Source organism: Vreelandella janggokensis (genome assembly GCF_031451615.1).
Lineage (GTDB): Bacteria > Pseudomonadota > Gammaproteobacteria > Pseudomonadales > Halomonadaceae > Vreelandella > Vreelandella janggokensis.
This window is the reverse complement of record NZ_JARWAJ010000001.1, coordinates 452039-470425: the sequence shown is the minus strand read 5'-3', so window position 1 is coordinate 470425 and position 18387 is coordinate 452039. Positions and strand designations below refer to the sequence as shown.

Annotated in this window: 16 protein-coding genes and 1 riboswitch; of the genes, 6 read left to right on the top strand and 10 right to left on the bottom strand. The window is 56.5% G+C overall.

The window, feature by feature from the left end; translation table 11 throughout:
• Positions 1 to 229 precede the first annotated feature (229 nt).
• The 4 genes from QC816_RS02145 to QC816_RS02130 all read left to right on the top strand — a co-directional run bounded on the left by QC816_RS02145 (position 230) and on the right by QC816_RS02130 (position 5146).
• The gene (locus QC816_RS02145) at positions 230 to 370 is read left to right on the top strand and encodes a phage integrase N-terminal SAM-like domain-containing protein (RefSeq protein WP_309780728.1); all 141 of its coding nucleotides are present in this window, start codon (positions 230 to 232) and stop codon (positions 368 to 370) included.
• A gap of 97 nt (positions 371 to 467) precedes the next feature.
• Positions 468 to 617, top strand: a riboswitch (TPP riboswitch).
• A gap of 89 nt (positions 618 to 706) precedes the next feature.
• Complete coding sequence (gene tenA, locus QC816_RS02140) at positions 707 to 1375, top strand: thiaminase II (RefSeq protein ID WP_309781420.1); 669 nt, start codon at positions 707 to 709, stop codon at positions 1373 to 1375.
• Positions 1376 to 1406: 31 nt separating this feature from the next.
• A complete protein-coding gene (thiC, locus tag QC816_RS02135) occupies positions 1407 to 3296 on the top strand; it encodes a phosphomethylpyrimidine synthase ThiC (protein ID WP_309780726.1) in 1890 nt (629 codons plus the stop codon).
• Between the two features lie 179 nt (positions 3297 to 3475).
• A complete protein-coding gene (locus tag QC816_RS02130; protein WP_309780724.1) occupies positions 3476 to 5146 on the top strand; it encodes a hypothetical protein in 1671 nt (556 codons plus the stop codon).
• A gap of 104 nt (positions 5147 to 5250) precedes the next feature.
• On the opposite strand, the gene QC816_RS02125 is transcribed toward QC816_RS02130, so the two are convergent.
• From QC816_RS02125 to QC816_RS02090, 8 genes are all read right to left on the bottom strand, one after another.
• Positions 5251 to 6330: an NAD(P)-dependent alcohol dehydrogenase gene (locus tag QC816_RS02125; protein WP_309780722.1), complete on the bottom strand. Its 1080-nt coding sequence runs from the start codon at positions 6328 to 6330 to the stop codon at positions 5251 to 5253.
• Positions 6331 to 6473: 143 nt separating this feature from the next.
• Positions 6474 to 6659 carry a CsbD family protein gene (locus QC816_RS02120; RefSeq protein ID WP_082925981.1) on the bottom strand — a complete coding sequence of 62 codons (186 nt, stop codon included), beginning with the start codon at positions 6657 to 6659 and terminating at the stop codon, positions 6474 to 6476.
• A gap of 149 nt (positions 6660 to 6808) precedes the next feature.
• Entirely contained in the window at positions 6809 to 7885 is a 1077-nt protein-coding gene (locus tag QC816_RS02115; protein ID WP_309780719.1) for a DUF2955 domain-containing protein, read from the bottom strand.
• 2 nt (positions 7886 to 7887) lie between these two features.
• Positions 7888 to 8949, bottom strand: a complete 1062-nt coding sequence (locus QC816_RS02110; protein WP_309780717.1) for an HlyD family secretion protein — start codon at positions 8947 to 8949, stop codon at positions 7888 to 7890.
• A gap of 127 nt (positions 8950 to 9076) precedes the next feature.
• Positions 9077 to 10402: a TRAP transporter large permease gene (locus QC816_RS02105; RefSeq protein WP_268902502.1), complete on the bottom strand. Its 1326-nt coding sequence runs from the start codon at positions 10400 to 10402 to the stop codon at positions 9077 to 9079.
• Positions 10399 to 10914, bottom strand: coding sequence for a TRAP transporter small permease subunit (locus tag QC816_RS02100; protein ID WP_268902503.1), 516 nt, complete (start codon positions 10912 to 10914; stop codon positions 10399 to 10401). Before QC816_RS02100 ends, QC816_RS02105 begins: the two co-directional genes overlap by 4 nt.
• 84 nt (positions 10915 to 10998) lie before the next feature.
• The gene (locus tag QC816_RS02095; protein WP_085918152.1) at positions 10999 to 12051 is read right to left on the bottom strand and encodes a type 2 periplasmic-binding domain-containing protein; all 1053 of its coding nucleotides are present in this window, start codon (positions 12049 to 12051) and stop codon (positions 10999 to 11001) included.
• A 178-nt stretch (positions 12052 to 12229) separates the two neighbouring features.
• A complete protein-coding gene (locus QC816_RS02090; protein WP_085918153.1) occupies positions 12230 to 13150 on the bottom strand; it encodes an EamA family transporter in 921 nt (306 codons plus the stop codon).
• Positions 13151 to 13314: 164 nt separating this feature from the next.
• Between QC816_RS02090 and QC816_RS02085 the strand changes: the two genes are divergently transcribed.
• Together QC816_RS02085 and pta are read left to right on the top strand one after the other, a co-directional pair.
• Positions 13315 to 14499 carry an acetate/propionate family kinase gene (locus QC816_RS02085; RefSeq protein WP_264823488.1) on the top strand — a complete coding sequence of 395 codons (1185 nt, stop codon included), beginning with the start codon at positions 13315 to 13317 and terminating at the stop codon, positions 14497 to 14499.
• Positions 14496 to 16679: a phosphate acetyltransferase gene (pta, locus tag QC816_RS02080; RefSeq protein WP_309780712.1), complete on the top strand. Its 2184-nt coding sequence runs from the start codon at positions 14496 to 14498 to the stop codon at positions 16677 to 16679. Before QC816_RS02085 ends, pta begins: the two co-directional genes overlap by 4 nt.
• An 89-nt stretch (positions 16680 to 16768) precedes the next feature.
• On the opposite strand, the gene QC816_RS02075 is transcribed toward pta, so the two are convergent.
• Both QC816_RS02075 and cyoE read right to left on the bottom strand, forming a co-directional pair.
• Positions 16769 to 17374 carry a Yip1 family protein gene (locus tag QC816_RS02075; protein WP_085918156.1) on the bottom strand — a complete coding sequence of 202 codons (606 nt, stop codon included), beginning with the start codon at positions 17372 to 17374 and terminating at the stop codon, positions 16769 to 16771.
• 118 nt (positions 17375 to 17492) lie between these two features.
• Complete coding sequence (gene cyoE / locus QC816_RS02070) at positions 17493 to 18386, bottom strand: heme o synthase (protein WP_309780710.1); 894 nt, start codon at positions 18384 to 18386, stop codon at positions 17493 to 17495.
• Position 18387: the final 1 nt, after the last annotated feature.

The window sequence follows — 18387 nt, the reverse complement described above, 5'->3', positions numbered from 1 at the left end:
GCTTATTTTTTGCCAAACAGTGATTCTACGCCCCACTGCAAAACCTCAATGAACGCGACAGCGCATTGATTGAGGTTTTGCAGTCACCCAAATTGACTCTACCCCATTGATTATGCTGGTGGCAAAGCGAATTTTGGCAGCATATCCAAAATTCGCATGCTTGCGCGATTTACTATCTTCAATAAAACTGTATATATACACAGAAAAAAAGACTGCATGAGTGCAACCTATGAAACTGATGGAGAGGGTAAAGGCCGCCCTCAGAGTCAAACGCTACAGCCTTCGAACTGAGAAAACCTATTGCTACTGGATTCGCTTTTTCATTCGTTTCCACAGAATGCGGCTTCCTGCCACCATCGCAGGTCATTAGTACTGCAACTTTGGAAGCATCCGCCGAGCCAGCGGCACATCGCCCTGAGCAGACTCCCCTTGCATCTCCCCCACCCGCCTCCTACACTCCACCAACGAACAGCTTGACGGGGTGCCGGTGATATCCGGCTGAGATGGCGCAGGGTGGCTTTTTTGCTACCGAGCGCTGGTCCCGCTGAACCTGATCCGGCTAATGGGCTGCTTTTGGCAGCACGGGTACCGGCGTAGGGATCAAGCGATGGCCATGGCTAGCTTTCTCTTACGATCGCACGCCACCTTTCCGCGCCATTTCCTCGATCTCTCGCCTGCCCTCCGGATCATTACCACCGGAGGCATCATGGGCTACTGCTTTACCGATCTCACCAACGCTTGTCACGATGAATGGCGTGCCTATATCGAGCACGATTTTGTGCGCCAGTTGGGCACGGCGACGCTGCCCGAGGCGTCGTTTCGCCACTATTTAAAGCAGGACTACCTGTTTTTGATCCACTTCGCCCGTGCCTATGCGCTGGCCGCCTATAAAAGCCCTACCCTCGCCGATCTTCGACAGGCCCATGAAGGCATGAAGGCCATCGTGGACGTGGAGCTGGGCCTGCACGTGGGCTTTTGCCACGAGTGGGGCATCCGCGAGGCGGAGCTGGCAGAGCTTCCCGAAGCCAGGGCGACGCTTGCCTACACCCGCTATGTGCTGGATACCGGCAGCCGCGGCGACCTGCTGGATTTGCACGTTGCGCTGGCCCCCTGCCTGGTGGGCTACGGCGAAATCGCCAACTGGCTGAACGAGCAGCCCACAACGGTGCGCGGCGAGCAAAACCCCTTTGACGCCTGGATTGGCATGTACGAGAGCGAAGAGTTTCAGTCCGCCATGCGGGCGGAGCTCGAATGGCTCAATGCCCGCCTTGCCGATGTTACCCCCGCCCGCTTTGCCGAACTGAGCAAGATCTTCCGCGATGCCACCCGCCTGGAAATCGACTTCTGGCAGATGGGCCTCGACCTCACTGACTAATTCAGCAAAACAACATAAGGAAGCGACCGTCATGAGCAAAACTAGCCACTTTTTAGCCGAAACCGCCCAGGTGGATGCCGCCGCCATTGCGCCGCTGCCGGGCTCCCGCAAGGTGTACGTGGAAGGCTCGCGTCCGGACATTCGCGTGCCGTTTCGCGAGATCACCCTCTCGCCCACCAAGACGTCTGCCAACGACGAGCAGAACCCGCCGCTGCTGGTCTACGACACCTCCGGCCCCTACACCGACCCCGACGCCCAGATCGACTTGCGTCGCGGGCTCCCGGCACTGCGTCGCGCCTGGATTGAAGCGCGGGACGATACCGAGTTCTTGACCGGCCCCACCAGCGAGTACGGCCATCGCCGCGCCAACGACCCGACGCTTGCCCAGCTGCGCTTTGATCTAACCCGCACACCACGCCGAGCAAAACCGGGCAAGAACGTGACCCAGCTGCACTACGCCCGCCAGGGCATTATCACCCCGGAAATGGAGTTTATCGCCTTGCGCGAAAACCAGCGCCGTCAAGCGCTAGGTACCGCTGAAGTAGAGCGCATTCTGGGCCATCAGCACAAAGGCCAGAGCTTTGGCGCCAGCTTGCCGGAAGAGATCACGCCGGAGTTCGTACGCTATGAAGTGGCTCGTGGCCGAGCGATCATCCCCAACAACATCAATCATCCAGAATCTGAGCCGATGATTATTGGCCGCAACTTCCTGGTCAAGATCAACGGCAACCTGGGCAACTCGGCGGTGACGTCTTCCATCGAGGAAGAGGTGGACAAGATGACCTGGGGCATCCGCTGGGGCGCGGACACCATCATGGATCTCTCCACCGGCCAGAATATCCACGAGACCCGCGAGTGGATCCTGCGCAACTCGCCGGTGCCGATTGGCACGGTGCCGATCTACCAGGCGCTGGAAAAGGTCAACGGCGTGGCGGAAGACCTCACCTGGGAAGTTTTCCGCGATACGCTGATCGAGCAGGCCGAACAGGGCGTGGACTACTTCACCATTCACGCGGGCGTACTGCTGCGCTATGTGCCGCTCACCGCCAAACGGGTCACCGGCATTGTCAGTCGCGGCGGCTCGATCATGGCCAAGTGGTGTTTGTACCATCACCAGGAGAGCTTCCTGTACACCCACTTCGAAGACATCTGCGAGATCTGCAAGCAGTACGACGTGGCATTCTCCCTCGGCGATGGCCTGCGCCCCGGCTCGGTGGCCGATGCCAACGACGAAGCGCAAATGGCGGAGCTCAAGACCCTTGGCGAACTGACCCATATCGCCTGGAAGCACGATGTGCAGGTGATGATCGAAGGCCCCGGCCACGTGCCCATGCACCTGGTGAAAGAGAACATGGACAAGCAGCTGGAGTACTGCGACGAGGCACCCTTCTACACCCTCGGCCCGCTGGTGACCGATATCGCCCCCGGCTACGACCACATTACCTCGGGCATTGGGGCCGCGATGATCGGCTGGTTTGGCTGCGCGATGCTCTGCTACGTCACGCCCAAGGAGCACCTGGGCCTGCCCAATAAAGACGACGTCAAAACCGGCATCATCACCTACAAGATTGCCGCCCACGCGGCGGACTTGGCCAAGGGCCACCCGGCCGCACAGCGGCGCGATAATGCCCTTTCCAAGGCGCGCTTCGAGTTCCGCTGGGAAGACCAGTTTAACCTGGGGCTGGACCCGGATACCGCTCGCGAATACCACGACGAAACCCTGCCCAAGGACTCCGCCAAGGTGGCGCACTTCTGCTCCATGTGCGGACCGAAGTTCTGCTCCATGAAGATCAGCCACGAAGTACGCGAGTACGCTGCCGAACACGGTCTAGAAGGCGATCAGGAAGCCATCATGAAAGGCATGGAGGAACAGGCGGAGAAGTTTCGCGATAAAGGCAGCGAGCTGTATCAGGAGGTTTAAAGCAGCGGCTAGCGAACTAGATAGCTGAGCAAGGTGGCTCTTGAGTGTTGACAAGCCTCAAGGGTCACTTTTTACTTAAGGAGAAGATTATGAAGAAAACTTTGTGTATGATTATCATTTACTGATTATTAAGGCCAACAACTCTTTTAAACCCACACCATTCAAGGAACGAATAACCGATGAAAACCCAACTTTCCCTGGCGGTTACCCTGATCAGCGCTGGCCTTCTCAGCGGCTGCAGTGATGACAACGCATCAACCGACGCAGCGACGATGCTGGATTATATTCCGGCTGATGCGCCCTACTTCATGGCCTCCAGTGAGGCAATGCCTGAGCAGGAGGCCTTCGACCTCTACCAGCGCATGCAGCCCATGGCGAGCCTTGAGTCTGATCTGGATGAGCTGCGCGCTACGCTGCCCGATATTGACGATGAAGCGTCGCGGTCAATGATGAAGCTGCTGATCGCCATGGGTGAAGAGCTCGACGGTGTTGAATCCCTGGATGATTTCCATGCGCTGGGCTTGAAGGTGAGCCCTCGCGCCGCCTTGTATGGACTGGGTATCTTGCCTGTATTGCGCATGCAACTGCAGGATGAAGAGGCCTTTCGCGAAACGCTCAAGCGTCTCCTGACCAAGGCGGAGATCACCCCCAACACGGCCACCACCAACGGCACCGAGTACTGGGTCCTGACGCCCGAGGCGCCCGTCCAGGCGATCCTAGTCATTGAAGATCAGCAGTTGCTGATGTCGGTAGTGCCGCAGGATGCCAGTGACGAATTAATGGCGCAGGTATTGGGTAGCGATTTGCCTGACAGCAGCCTCGAAGATTCTGGCGCGCTGGCAGAACTTGAGCAGCGCCATGACTTTACCCCTTACGGCGCCGGGGAAATCGACTTTTCACGCCTGCTCAATGAACTGAGCTCCCCCACGCATGCGGGGACTCAAGCATTGATGGACGCCGTTGAGGCAGAGCAGCTGGATCTATCGGCCTGTCAGGCCGATATTGACCGCATCACCAGCCGCTTCCCCGGCCTTGTGATGGGCATGCGCGAGTACAACCAGGATCGCATGGAGATGAATGTCATTCTGGAAACCGATGAAGCGATTGTCAGTGACCTGCGCGCCCTGACCACCCAGGTGCCAGGTCTTGGCAGCACAGAGGGTATGGCCAGTTTCGGCATGGGCCTGAACTTACCCTTACTGCTTCAGACAGCCCAGAAATATGCCCAGGAAGTGCGTCAAAACCCCTTCAGCTGTGATGAATTGCAGGATTTGAATAGCGCCTGGAGCGAGATCAACACAGCGATGAACAACCCGGCCACCATGATGATCGGGTCAGCGCTATCCGGCTTGAGAGCGCGCATCGACAGCCTGGCAGTAACTGATGGCGAACCCAGTGGCAGCGGCATCCTGACCCTTGCTTCCCCAAACCCGATGGGGCTGGTGACGACCGCAGCCACCTTCTTGCCTGAACTGGGCGCGCTTGGGCTTGAACCAGGCGGAGACGCCAAGCAAATCGAAAGCATGATGCTGCCGCCCGAAACACCACCGCTGTATGCCGCCATGTCCGACACGGCCATTGCCCTGGGCGCAGACATCAGCGACCCAGCGTCACTACAGGAAGCCCTGCAAGCCCCTGCGTCAGAGCGTGACCTACTGCTTCATGGTCATCTGACCGGTGAGTTTTATCATTCCCTGGCCGATGTCATGGAGCAGGTGCCTTCCGCTGAGCTGGAAACGTCCGATATTGACATGTTCCGGCAGTATGGGGATATCTACAAGCACATGGCGTACGGGGTCAGAGTGGACGATGCAGGCGTTGAGATGAACTTCTCGCTGGAACTGGACTGATACCTGGCGGCTATTGCCGCCTGCAAAAAACCCGCTGACGGCTGTATAGCGACCGTTAGCGGGTTTTTCGTTTTTGGCTCATTGTTGAACTGGGCGACTGAAACTCAGGAGACCTCGAGCGCTACTTTCAAGACGCCGTCGCGCTGGTGGGAGAAAAGATCGTAGGCATCGACGATGTTCTCCAGCGCGAAGCGGTGGGTGACCATAGGGCCAAGGTCCAACCGACCGGCGGCAATGATGCTCATCAGCCTGCGCATGCGCTCCTTGCCGCCGGGGCACAGCGAGGTAATGATCTTGTGGTCGCCCAGGCCCGCGCAGAACGCCCCCAGCGGAATCGTCAGGTCTTCTGAGTAGACGCCGAGACTGGAGAGCGTTCCGCCGGGTTTGAGGACGCGCAGGGCTGACTCGAAGGTCTGCTGCAGGCCGAGGGCTTCGATAGCCACGTCCACGCCGCGCCCGCCGGTGAGCTTGAGGATTTCATCCACCACGTCGACCTTGCGGAAATCCAGGGTGACGTCGGCGCCCATCTGCTTGGCCATGGTCAGGCGCTCGTCCACGCCGTCAACGGCAATGATCATGCCCGCCCCGCGCAGCCTTGCGCCCGCCGTGGCGCACAGGCCAATCGGCCCCTGGGCAAATACCACTACGCTGTCACCGATCTTGATCCCGCCCGCTTCGGCCCCGGCAAAGCCGGTGGACATGATGTCGGGACACATCAGCACCTGCTCATCGGTCAGGCCATCGGGCACCGGCGAAAGGTTGGCCTGGGCATCCGGTACCAACAGGTATTCCGCCTGGGCGCCATCGATGGTGTTACCAAAGCGCCAGCCGCCCATGGGTTTATAACCGTGGCTGTGGTGGCCGCCATCCTGGGAGGAGCAGCCGTCCTGGCAGCCATAGGAGGTAAAGCTCGGGCAGATCGCCCCGGCGATCACTCGCTGGCCCTCCTGGTACCCCTGGACGTTGGCACCCAGTTTCTCGATAACACCCACGGGCTCGTGACCAATCGTCAGGCCACGCTCCACCGGGTACTCGCCTTTCAGGATATGCACATCGGTGCCGCAGATGGTCGTGGTGGTCACGCGCATCAAGGCATCGTTGGGGCCAATCTCAGGGATCGGTTTATCGTCAATCTCGATACGGCCAGGTTCAACAAAAATGGCAGCTTTCATCATGGTCGGCATGGGACGTCTCCTCAGTCGGAAAGTCGAATCACCTGACCATTACGGCACACAAGACGCCGCGCCATATTGCCCTGGATCAACCTTACCGCGCTTAAACGCCAACAGGGGGCCGAAGCCCCCTGTTAGTCGTCAGTATCATGTGGCTAGCGTTGTTTTTTCTGATTCTCCCTCAAATGACCTACGCCTTTCTGCATGCCGCCCTTTGCCTGTTGGGCTTTGCCTTTGGCTTCGGTTTTGCCGCTTCCGGTCACCTTGCCCGCCGCTTCTTTCAATTTACCGACGGTCTGACTGGCGGCCCCTTTCGCTTTGTCTTTTTTGCCACTTGCCATGATGAACACCTCTAGTCCGTTAGTGGAGAATAGTGCTGGAGACAGCGTTGGAGATAGATCTGTAGACAGCGCCTAAAAAGTAAATACTTACTTCGTTCGAGGCGCTGTCATCATCATAGTCGGTATCAAAAAAATCACCGCAATTTCTTTTAGCCCGCCGTATCTGGTAAGCGGGTGGGTGCCCAACAATTCAGTGCGACATGCAGGCAGGCCATCACCAGCAACGTTCCCAGCAGCGCCACGCTCATCGACGAAAAACGGTATAGCGCGCTGTAAACGAGGTCCTGCTCAGGCCCCAACGACTGCCCAAATAAAATGCCCAGCGTTGTCAGCCCACCAAAACCGATGCCCGAGCCGCCGCCTTCCAGAATGTGCTCTCTTGCGAACAGCATGAGACCCAGCCAGTAGAGCAGGATGACCAGCATAAAATGGTGGCTTTGGGTATACAGCACCAGTTGCATGGCAAGTGCGAGGTTGCACCCCAGAAGCGTGCCCACGGCACGCTTACCCGCCGACACTTTGGCGCCGCCATAGCCCAGTGAGAACAACACCAGAATGGTAGCCATCTGCGCCGAGAGTGACCCTTGCAGATCAAATACTTGAAACACGACAAACGATAACGTTGCGGTGATGCCGCCCATCAGGGTTTCGTGGCGAATTTGTTCAGCGGGTTTTATGCCTTTGGGCGGCGGCTGACGTGGCTCAACATCGGGAAATAGCGTGTACATCAGCATGGCGATGAACACCGCAAGCCCGCTGGCCACCATATTGCTGGCCAGCAAGTCGCTCAAATCAACACTTGGGTAACTGGCAAAGTGCAGCAGAATGCTGAGCGTCAGCACGCCGTTGGCCCCGAACAAAAACAGCGGGCCTTTGGCCATGAGATAAAAGCGAAAGGAGAACATCGCCAGCACTACCAGCGTCATCACTATGGGCATATGCTTGAGCAAACCAACGACCAAGCTGACCTCGAGCACATTGATCGAAACGTTGCCCAGAAACTGACGCACGATATGGCCGTTCAGGATGGGCACCATTCCCAGCAAGAACATTGGAAAAACGGTGAAGAAGACGCCGTAATTCCAATCCATCAGTTGGCTGACCACAAACCCCAGCAGGCCACCGCCTGCCACCCGCAAACATTGGCGCAGGCCGTTCTCCGTTAATCCGACAGGGTGCTTATCCGCTGGCGGGCGGCTGGGCTTCAATAGCCGTAGGATTGCCATGCTCAATACACCGCGTGAAGCCAACTGATTAAACGCGCCTGAAGCGCGGCGAATGGCTTGGCCAGCAGGTGATCCCCCGGCACCAGTTGAACAGAGGCCCGAGCACCGCTGGCCGGTAACGAGGTGAGCGGCTCATCGAGTGCCACGTGGATCCGAAGCCGCTGGGCATCGCGCACCCAGCGATCCGTCGTCGGAATATCCGCCAGTTGGCCATCGGCAACCAGTTGGCCGTTACGCACCCCCGCATCAAAGGCACTGACCTTGCCTTCAAACACCTTCCCTGGCCAACTATCGAAGACAACCTTTGCCTGATCGCCGAGATGCACATGACGCAGGCTCTTCTCGCGGAAATCGGCAATGATATTCATCTGATCGGCCACCAGCGCCAATGCAGGCTGCCCGGCCTGAACGTAGTCGCCCGCCTGCAGCTGAAGGTTGGTGACGACCCCCGGCTGCGCAGCACGAACTTGAGTATGCGCCATATCCAGCTGCGCTTTTTCCAGGGCATTTTCCGCCTGGCGCAAGCGCAAATTGGCTTCGCCTTCCTCACCCAGCTGTACTTCAAGGCTTTCAATATCGGCCTGGGCAGAGGCGACGGCGGACGCCGCCGTTTGCTCGGCGGCAACCTGCTGCTCGTACTGCTGGCGAGAAAGGCTGTGCCTTGCCAGCAACGCTTCACCACGACGACGCTCACCACGACGTTCCTGGGCCGTGGCCTCCGCCGATGCCAGGGTGGCACGGGCAGCGGCAAGCTCTGCCCTCAAGCGGGCATTGTCTTTCAGGGCTTGTTCGCGATTGAGCCGGGCCTCGGCGAGCGCTAACTGAAACGGCGCTGGATCCAGGCGGAACAGCACATCACCTTTGGCCACCTGCTGATGGTCGTCTACCGTCACTTCTTTAACGGGCGCACTCAATTCAGGTGCAATGCGCGTCACCGGGCGCATCACCCGGGCTTCCGGGGTGATAGGCATAAAGCTATCGGCGATGAGAAAATACACAAACAAAAGCATAAAGGCAGCAACCGCCACCTTTACCCAGCGGGCAAAACGTTGTTCGGGGGACATGCAGGACTCATTAGCGTGTTAATGACAGCGTCAGCTTATCATTTAATTAGCGCGCTAACAATATTAATAATATTACAGCCCAACAAACATGCCGCCCTAGGGCGGCATGATGATGAACGTCAATGACTTACCAGGAAGGACCGCTCATCGCCTCAGGAAGCCAGAGCGCAATTGCCGGGAAAGCAAGGACTAGCGCCAGAACAACCAATTGCGCGATGATAAAAGGCACAACCCCTCTATACATATGCTTGAGTGTAACCTCCGGCGGTGTGATGGCTCGCAGATAGAAAATTGCGGGGGCCAAAGGCGGCGTCAAATAGCTAGTTTGCAATACCACGAGGAAGGCAACGCAAAACCAAATTTCGTCAAAGCCCAACATCCTTACAATGGGCATCGCCACTGGAATGATGATAAGCACGACTGAAATCAAGTCGAGTACAAAACCAGCAATAAAAGCAATCAGGAGAATAAGACCCAGGATCATCCATGGGTTTAAACCTGTGTCCATCAGCAGTGACTGTACGGTTGCCATACCGCCAGAGGCGAAAAACACGCCAGCGAACATACTTCCGCCCATGACGATCAATAATATCATCGCTGAAATATTCATCGTTTTAATGGCGGACTGCCATAAAACATCTCGGGTCAAATTGCGGTAGGCAATCGCTAAAACCACCGAACCTAGCGCACCACAGGCGGCAGCTTCAGTCGGTGTGGCAAGCCCCATCAAAATAGTCCCCAGGACGGTAAATATCAGCAGCATGGTTGGCAGCAAAGCGACCAACGTGATGCGCATTTTTTCTTGCCAGCTGATTTCTGGTTCGTCTTGCTCAACACGAGGAGCCATTTCCGGCCTGAAATAGGAAACACCGATGATGTAAACCAAAAACATCACGGCCATTAAAAAGCCTGGTATTAACAGACCACTGAAAAGCGATCCAACCGATACACCAGCAACAGGCCCCAGCACTACAACAGTGATAGAAGGAGGAATGGCGGTACCTAACGAACCGCTTGCGCAAATGGTTCCTGACATGAGGCTTTTACTGTAGTGATGCTTGAGCATCACAGGAATAGCGAGCATACCGATAACGGCTTCTGTTGCACCAACCACACCACTAGAAGCTGCAAACAGTGTCCCCATGATGATCGCTCCAACCCCTAAGCCACCGGGTAAGCGCCGTGTCCATATATGGATCGCTTCAAATAAGCGTTCAGCAATACCTGAACGTTCCAGCATTGCCCCCATAAAAATAAACAATGGGACAGCTGCCAGAATAGAGTTAGACGCTGTATCTTCAATTTTGGTAAGTAGCTGATAAGCTGCCACATCACCGAACTGAATAATACCAAACCCGCTGGCAACCAGGATCATTGAGAACGCAATAGGGAACCCAGCAATGATAAATACCATTAACGCTGGAAACATCAGCAGTGCAAGATAACTACTCATGAGTCACCCTCCTCAACCTGCTTTTGGCCAAGCGCCGTCATCACAGACCGGATTAACTCAGCAAGTACCTGTAGGGCCAAAAATAAGAAACCAACAAACCACACGGTGTAGATAGGCCAGACAACAGGATTCCAGGCGGACCGCCCTGACCGTTCATTTGTCTCAAACGCTTGGAGGGCGTAGGCCGAAAGCTCCCATACAAGCCAAATAAGTAGCGGAAGGAAAAGAAAATAACCGATCGCATTGATAATAGCTTTTACGCGTTCACTGAGTTGCATAGAAACAATGTCTACGCTGACATGCTGCCGCACTCGCAGGGCATTAGACATGCCAAGCATAAAGATTGCCCCCATTACCATATAACTAACTTCAAATGCCCATAAGGTCGGACGCCCCAGCAAATAGCGACTGAAAACTTCAAACACCAAAGCCCCTATCAAGGGAAATATCAAAACAGCGCCTAGCCACCCCGACCATCGGGTTATTGACTCAATCGCGTTTATAAGCTTCATAGCGGGTATCCATTGGTCCGAAAATTAGAAAGTATAAACACATAAAAGAGAGGCCTAAGGCCTCTCTTTTACTTAGCGTGGTGTTTATCGTCCCATGGTACCAATCGGCAGGCGATACTCCGGCCAAGCACTCATTGTTTCTTTAAACCCCCTTTGAGACTCTAGAACACGAGCAAACCATTCATTATCTTCAGCGTACTCGTCTTCCCATTTAGCGGTTTCTTCATAAATCGTATCAATAAAGTCTTGATCAAGGTGGACGATTTCATTCTCTCCACTAACAAGTTCTTCGTAAGCATCTAGATCATCATATGAACTCGCTAGCCAAGACTCAAAGACACTAAGCTTACCCGCTAAGCGAAGGTTATCCTGCTGGTCTTCACTAAGGCTGGTCCAGACCTCTTCATTCACCTGGCACTCTAAAAAGCCACCTGACTGGTGAACACCCGGAACGATCACGTATTGGGCAACTTCTTGAAAACCAGTGGGGCGGTTCATCTCAGGACTCCCCCACTCGGCCGCATCGATCACCCCTCGTTCAAGGGCACTGTAAATATCCCCACCCGACATGACCACTGTCGAAGCACCGAGGCGTGAAGCAAGTTCCGACCAGGCCCCTGATGTACGCAGCCGCAGCCCCTGGAAGTCCTCCAGTGTTTCAACGCGTTTATTAGAGTGAAGGAATATCTCTGTTCCCAGAATTGCACAAGGGAATGCCACAACATCGAACATATCCCGGCGATACTCTTCGTAGAGTTCAACGCCACCCCCCTGGTACATCCACATCATGAACTCTTCGGGAGTTAAACCACTGGAATGTCCTGCCAGGAGTGCTGTGGTCGGGTCAGTGCCATAATCGTAGTTGATATAATTATGGCTAATATCGGCAACACCCGATTTGACTGAATTAGTGACTTTCAGCGCACTGCCGAGCGTTCCCCCAGGAAATATTTCGATTTCAATTTCCCCGCCTGAAAGGTCATTAACGTGGTCGGCAAACATCTGAGCATCGCGCTCAAGCCAGGGCCCACCGCTCCACGGTGTCGCCATGCGCCAGTTAGTCTCAGCCGTAGCAGCGGTAGTCGCCAATCCCGCGCTCAGCCCAATAGCTAATGCAATTTTGCTTTTCCTGTACATGGTAATTCCCCTTTTCAAGAAGGTTTTTGGTTGTTCGCTGGCTGCCCGTAATAGTTATTGAATTACACACTATCAGTTTGTTGAGCGGGGAATTTGGCTCAAACTCCGATAAAATGTGCTGATACTAAGAAATGCCACGGCAGTAAAGGGCGTGCTCGGCGAGTATGCCATGCGCAGGCTAGCGACGACGGGACAAGCTCAGGACCACAATTCCCCCAACGACCACCGCCCCACCGACCAGTTGGCTGGGGCTGAGCATTTGGCCCAGGACGAAGTAACCAATCACTAACGAAGCGACGGGTTCGATATTCATTACCGGTGCGTTGCGCGCCATATTCAGTCGAGGCACAAAGATAAACAGGGTCGAAAATGCCGAGCCGTACAACAACCCCAAAAGCGCTAACCCAATCCAGCCCTGGTTAGTTTCCGGCAAGCTCATACCTCCGGGCACAATGCCGGTAAGGCCACCGATGATCATGGCGATAAACACCGTTTGCATGGTGAGCAGGCTGCGCAGGGTACTCCCCACTCTCGCGAGCCGGTGCTCCGTAGTCCAGAGAGCACAGGCGAAGGCAAACGCCGCCGTCAAACCGAAGCCGATGCCCGCCAGCCAACCGGGGCCCATATCGTCTATATTGGCGTACCAGGCGGGAATATCGAGCACCACCAGTAAGCCGATCAGAATCGTGCCCATGATCAGACAGCTGCGCAGCGTGGGTCGCGGCCCACCTAACGCCCAACTCAGCAATGCCAACTGGATCGGAAAGGTATTCACCAGTAACAGGGCAATGACCACGGGCAAGCGCGCCACGGCCGAGTACAAACAGAGGCTCTGCACCGTGATACAGAGCCCGACCGCAAGCTGCCACGGCCAGGTGCCCGGCGGCAGCCAGAGGCGCTTTTTTTGCGCAACGACCAGACAAACCAGAATCAAGCAGGCGACACCTGAGCGGGTAAGTACCGCCAGCAAAAGCCCTGTGCCATTATCGAACGCCAGTCGCGCCGAGACGTGGTTGGCCGCGAACATCGTCGCCACCGTCATTAACAGCAGGATGGCCAAGTGACGGGGTAAAACAGACGGAAGCGAGGGGGATTGCATGTTGGAAGCGGGCTCTTTTTATGATGAAACGAAGGGTGGTCATACCCAGCATGCCGGGATTGTAGCTAGAAGGCTAACGATATAGGTGCACTGACCGCCAACCTCACATAATGTTATACTAACGTCTAATCAACCCATTGTCTCTCTATTGACAGAAGGCCTCTATGAACGCGTCGGTTCTGGTCATTAACTGCGGTTCCTCTTCCATTAAATACGCACTGATTGATGCAGACCCCAAGGCGGCACGTCTTGATGGTATTGTCGAGCGTTTGGGCAGTGCGGATGCACAGCTAAAGGGTAACGATAACGCCGGTGAGCGTTTTATCAAATCACTGCCTGGCGCCGACCATGCCGAAGCCATTAGCGCTATTCTGGATAATCTGGAAGGCCGACTGCCCTCTGCGGTGGGCCACCGTATCGTTCATGGCGGTGAACATTTCACAGAAGCGGCGCTGATTGATGAGCATGTCATCGCCGCCATTGAAACCACCGCTGCCTTGGCGCCTCTCCATAACCCGGCTAACCTGACCGGTATTGCCGCGACTCGAAACGTCTTTCCATCGCTTCCTCAGGTCGCCGTGTTTGATACCGCCTTTCATCAAACCCTGCCGCCGCGCGCCTACCGCTATGCGCTGCCAGAAGCGCTTTATACCCAGCATGGTATTCGTCGTTACGGCTTTCACGGCACCAGCCATGCCTTTGTTAGCCAGCGCGCCGGGGAATTGAGCGACAGGGGAGCTGGCGGCTGGCTGACAGCGCACCTGGGCAACGGTTGCTCGACCAGCGCCGTGTGGCAACACCAAAGCCTGGACACCAGCATGGGGTTAACGCCGCTGGAAGGCCTGGTAATGGGGACCCGCAGCGGCGATGTCGACCCCGGCCTGCACGCGCATCTTCACCGCCAGCTGGGTTGGTCGCTGGAAGAGATCGATAACGTGCTGAACAAGCAGAGCGGCCTGCTGGGGCTTTCCGGCCTGACCAACGACATGCGCGAAATCGAACAGGCCGCCGAACAGGGCCACGCGGGGGCGTCGCTGGCGGTGGAGGTTTTCTGCTACCGTATCGCCAAATCACTGGCCGGCCTGTCCTGCGCGCTTCCCACCCTCGATGGCGTGATCTTCACCGGCGGCATCGGCGAAAACTCGCCCCAGGTGCGTCGCCGGGTGATTCAGCTGATGCCCCACTTCGGCTTTGCGCTGGACGACGCGACTAACGACGCCACGGTTCGCGGCCGGGAAGGCGCGCTGGATCGCGACGGTCATCGCGGCCCAGAAGTATGGGTCATCCCCACCGATGAGGAAGCCCGTATCGCTCTGGAAACCCGCCACTGCCTGGAGACCCAAGCATGAATACGCCCTCCGAAACTCCTCAGGCCATTTTGCTTGTGCCCACCAGCGAAGGGGCCGGGTTAACCTCCGCCTGTCTCGGGCTGATTCAAGCGCTGGATACCATTGGTCTCAAGGCGGGCTTCCTAAAACCGTTCATGCAGAACGAGTTGAACGGCCCGGGCCTTGATCGCTCAACGGCGCTGGTGTCCCGGGCGCTGAATCAGCGCCCGCCCTCGCCCATTTCCCAGACCCGCCTGGAGCGCCTGCTGCGCGACAACCAGACCGATGAGCTGATGGAAAACGTCATCGAGCTCTACGATCAGGTCACCCAGCAGGCTTATCGCGACGGCAGCGCACTGGATCTGGTGGTGGTCGAGGGCGTCGTCCCTACCCAGCACACCACCTACGCCACCCAGACCAATGCACAGTTGGCCAATGCATTAAATGCACGCATTATTCTGGTCGGCACCGGGGATTTAAATGAGCCTGAGGCCTTGGCGGACCAGCTAGATATGCACGCGCGCAGCTTTGGCGGCGTCAGTTCAAGCCGTACCCTGGGCGGCATTTTAATGCGTATGAAAAACTTACCTTATGCCCAGGACGATGATCTTTCTGCAGCGCCGGGCACCTTTAAACCTCAGTTGGAAGAGTCGGTGCTCGCTGAACTCCGCCAGTATTCCCCTGCTCTGGCGACTGACAAGTTTCACCTGATTGGCGTTGTCCCTTACAGCAACGCCCTCAGCGCACCGCGCACGCTGGATGTCGCACGGGCACTGAAGGCAAAGATGCTGAACGAAGGCGAGGCCCTCAGTCGCAGGGTGCTTTCCACCAGCCTATGCGCCCGAAGTGCCGCCAATGCATTGCATATTTTCACGCCGGGTAGCCTGGTCGTGGCGTCTGGCGACCGCGACGACGTGATACTGGCTTCTGCGCTTGCCACCATGAACGGCACTCGGCTGGCAGGCGTACTGCTGACCAATGGCTTTATGCCTAACGACAACATGATTGAAATGTGTCGACCAGCACTGAAAACCGGCCTCCCTGTGCTCGCCGTCGATACCGACAGCCTGACCACCGCCCAGAACTTGAGCCAGTTGAGTAACGAAATTCCCATGGACGATTTCGAGCGCGCAGAGAAGGTGGCCCGTTATGTCGCAGCTCACATCGACCTGGAATGGTTAAAGACCCATCTCAGTCGCGGCTACACGCATCGTCTTTCGCCCTCGGCGTTTCGTCACCAACTGGTCAAGCTCGCCCAGCACGCCAAGAAACGTATTGTGCTGCCTGAAGGCGACGAGCCACGCACCATCGAAGCAGCGATTATCTGTCAACGCCGCGGCATCGCCAACTGTGTGCTGCTGGGTAAACGCGATGACATTGACAACATCGCCCGCAACCGCGGCCTGACGTTGCCAGAAGAGCTGACCATCATCGACCCGGAAAGCACCCGCGCACATTACATCGCGCCCATGGTCGACCGCCGGCGCGGCAAGCTCAACGAGTTAACCGCCGAGGCCCAGTTGCAGGACAATGTCGTGCTCGGCACCATGATGCTGCAGCTGGATGAAGTCGATGGCTTGGTATCAGGGGCGATACACACTACGGCCAATACCGTACGCCCTGCGTTCCAACTGATTAAAACCGCGCCAGAATATCATCAGGTCTCGTCGATATTCTTCATGCTGCTGCCGGAGCAGGTAGTGGTCTATGGTGATTGCGCCGTGAACCCCGACCCGGACGCTGAAACGCTGGCCGAGATCGCCCTGCAGAGCGCCCGTTCTGCCGAAGCCTTTGGTATCGAACCACGCGTCGCGATGATCAGCTACTCGACTGGCGACTCAGGTACCGGGGCCGATGTCGACAAGGTGCGCGAGGCGACGCGCATTGCCCAGCAACGCGCACCACACTTACTCATTGATGGTCCGCTTCAATACGACGCTGCCGCGATCGAAAGCGTCGGCAAACAGAAGGCTCCTGACTCGCCTGTGGCGGGCAAGGCCACGGTGTTTGTCTTCCCGGATCTCAATACCGGCAATACCACTTACAAAGCCGTTCAACGTAGCGCACGGGTGGTCAGCGTTGGCCCCATGCTGCAGGGCCTGAACAAGCCGGTGAACGACCTCTCACGTGGCGCGCTGGTCGATGATATCGTTTATACCATTGCCCTCACCGCCATTCAGGCCAGTCAACGACTCGCCTGACTCACCAACGCAAGCTGCCACCTTATCGTTGACGACGAGGTGGCAGGCATTAAATGACTGAAGACATACAGAAGGCATGTCGACACTGGCTATTGCAGAATACTCAGGATTATCCGCTCACCGTAGCCCCACAGCAGTACCGTCGCTGCCAGCAGCATCTCCAATACCAGCACCCCAATTGCCAACGTCGCGCTGGAAACGATAAACCCCTGCTCATCAGAGATATCCAGGAAGTTCGGTATCCCCACGTAGAGCAGATAACCCGACCAGCAAAGTCCGATCACACCGGCCAGCAGGCAGAGCCATACAATGGGATAAAGCGCCACAACGCCGCTGAGCAACATGGGGGTAGCGACATAGCCTGCAAATTTTACGCAGCGGCGACGGTTCGGGGGGTCAACAAAACGTTGTGCCATCCAGTGGATAACATTGCCCATGAAAAACACGGCCGCCAGAATGACCAGGTAGAAAACGATGCCCGCATAAAAGGCGTCCAGCAAACCCAACTGAATGGTGCGCTCAGCACCGAGTCCCCAGCCAAACTGAGTGGTGCCTATGAAGGAACAGACTACGGGTACTGCGCTTAGAATCAGCACATGGTGGGCATAAAGATGAAACACCGTTTCGTGCTCATCGTGCATTTGTTTCCATTCGCGCTGAGGGTGGGCCATCAAGCCCCAGACGTGTGTCAGCATGGGTACGCCTCCTACTGTCCTTTTTATTCTAACCGACGGGATAGCCGGTCAAACCCGCATCGGGCTTATAGACAGTATAGACAGGAGCATTGCACTCCTGCCTAATTTCTGACGTACTTCATAACCAACGGTCTAACAACGGAGGTAACGAGAGCAGGCTGGCATCCAGCGACATGGCAACACTAAGCGCCGTAATCGCCAGAATCGATACACCAAAAACGCGCCTGGCCCAGCGAACATCATCGCTTCCGTGATAGCCCTGCACGGCTTGGTAAAGCCAATAGCTTCCCATCACCAATGCCACGATCAGATAGCCAACGCCGGCATAGCCAGCCAGCGCTAATGCCAATGACGCGGCAATGAACGCCACAATATAGCCAAGGATGTAGCGGCGAGCCGAGGCAATACCGCGAACGACTGGCAGGACCGGAATTGAAGCGGCGCGATAATCATCCATCCGGAAAATAGCGATCGCATAGGAATGCGGCATTTGCCATAGGCAGAAAATCAACAGCAGCGTCAGTGCGCCTGCGTCCAGTTGGTTCGTCACGGCGCAGTAACCCACCACCGGCGGTATTGCGCCAGATAGGCTCCCCACCAGGGTACCGAACTCCGAGTGGCGCTTCATGTAAAGGCTATAGGCCCCAACATAAATGGCATAGCCAAAGCCTGCGAGGGCCACCGTCAAACCATTAGTGCCCAGTGCCAACACGGCAAAACCGGCAATACCCAGCAATGTCGCAAAGCAAAGTGCCGCAAACGGCGTGATGCGGCCCTGAACCAGAGCCCGTGTACGCGTGCGGCTCATCACCGCATCGATATCGCGATCGATCACGTTATTGAAGGCACAGCCCGACGCAATGACCAGCGCCAGGCCCACCACCGCGCTCATGAATAGCAGCAGATCAAAATCGCCGCGGGCGGCTAAAAAATAGCCGCCCATCACCGAAATGGTATTGCCACCAATGATACCCGGTTTGGTGAGGGCGAAATAATCGCCCATCTTTGCCATA

Excerpts from the sequence above, each read along its gene's own strand:
- QC816_RS02145 (WP_309780728.1), top strand. The coding sequence starts at position 230 with ATGAAACTGATGGAGAGGGTAAAGGCCGCCCTCAGAGTCAAACGCTAC.
- tenA (WP_309781420.1), top strand. The coding sequence starts at position 707 with ATGGGCTACTGCTTTACCGATCTCACCAACGCTTGTCACGATGAATGG.
- thiC (WP_309780726.1), top strand. The coding sequence starts at position 1,407 with ATGAGCAAAACTAGCCACTTTTTAGCCGAAACCGCCCAGGTGGATGCC.
- QC816_RS02130 (WP_309780724.1), top strand. The coding sequence starts at position 3,476 with ATGAAAACCCAACTTTCCCTGGCGGTTACCCTGATCAGCGCTGGCCTT.
- QC816_RS02125 (WP_309780722.1), bottom strand. The coding sequence starts at position 6,330 with ATGCCGACCATGATGAAAGCTGCCATTTTTGTTGAACCTGGCCGTATC.
- QC816_RS02120 (WP_082925981.1), bottom strand. The coding sequence starts at position 6,659 with ATGGCAAGTGGCAAAAAAGACAAAGCGAAAGGGGCCGCCAGTCAGACC.
- QC816_RS02115 (WP_309780719.1), bottom strand. The coding sequence starts at position 7,885 with ATGGCAATCCTACGGCTATTGAAGCCCAGCCGCCCGCCAGCGGATAAG.
- QC816_RS02110 (WP_309780717.1), bottom strand. The coding sequence starts at position 8,949 with ATGTCCCCCGAACAACGTTTTGCCCGCTGGGTAAAGGTGGCGGTTGCT.
- QC816_RS02105 (WP_268902502.1), bottom strand. The coding sequence starts at position 10,402 with ATGAGTAGTTATCTTGCACTGCTGATGTTTCCAGCGTTAATGGTATTT.
- QC816_RS02100 (WP_268902503.1), bottom strand. The coding sequence starts at position 10,914 with ATGAAGCTTATAAACGCGATTGAGTCAATAACCCGATGGTCGGGGTGG.
- QC816_RS02095 (WP_085918152.1), bottom strand. The coding sequence starts at position 12,051 with ATGTACAGGAAAAGCAAAATTGCATTAGCTATTGGGCTGAGCGCGGGA.
- QC816_RS02090 (WP_085918153.1), bottom strand. The coding sequence starts at position 13,150 with ATGCAATCCCCCTCGCTTCCGTCTGTTTTACCCCGTCACTTGGCCATC.
- QC816_RS02085 (WP_264823488.1), top strand. The coding sequence starts at position 13,315 with ATGAACGCGTCGGTTCTGGTCATTAACTGCGGTTCCTCTTCCATTAAA.
- pta (WP_309780712.1), top strand. The coding sequence starts at position 14,496 with ATGAATACGCCCTCCGAAACTCCTCAGGCCATTTTGCTTGTGCCCACC.
- QC816_RS02075 (WP_085918156.1), bottom strand. The coding sequence starts at position 17,374 with ATGCTGACACACGTCTGGGGCTTGATGGCCCACCCTCAGCGCGAATGG.
- cyoE (WP_309780710.1), bottom strand. The coding sequence starts at position 18,386 with ATGGCAAAGATGGGCGATTATTTCGCCCTCACCAAACCGGGTATCATT.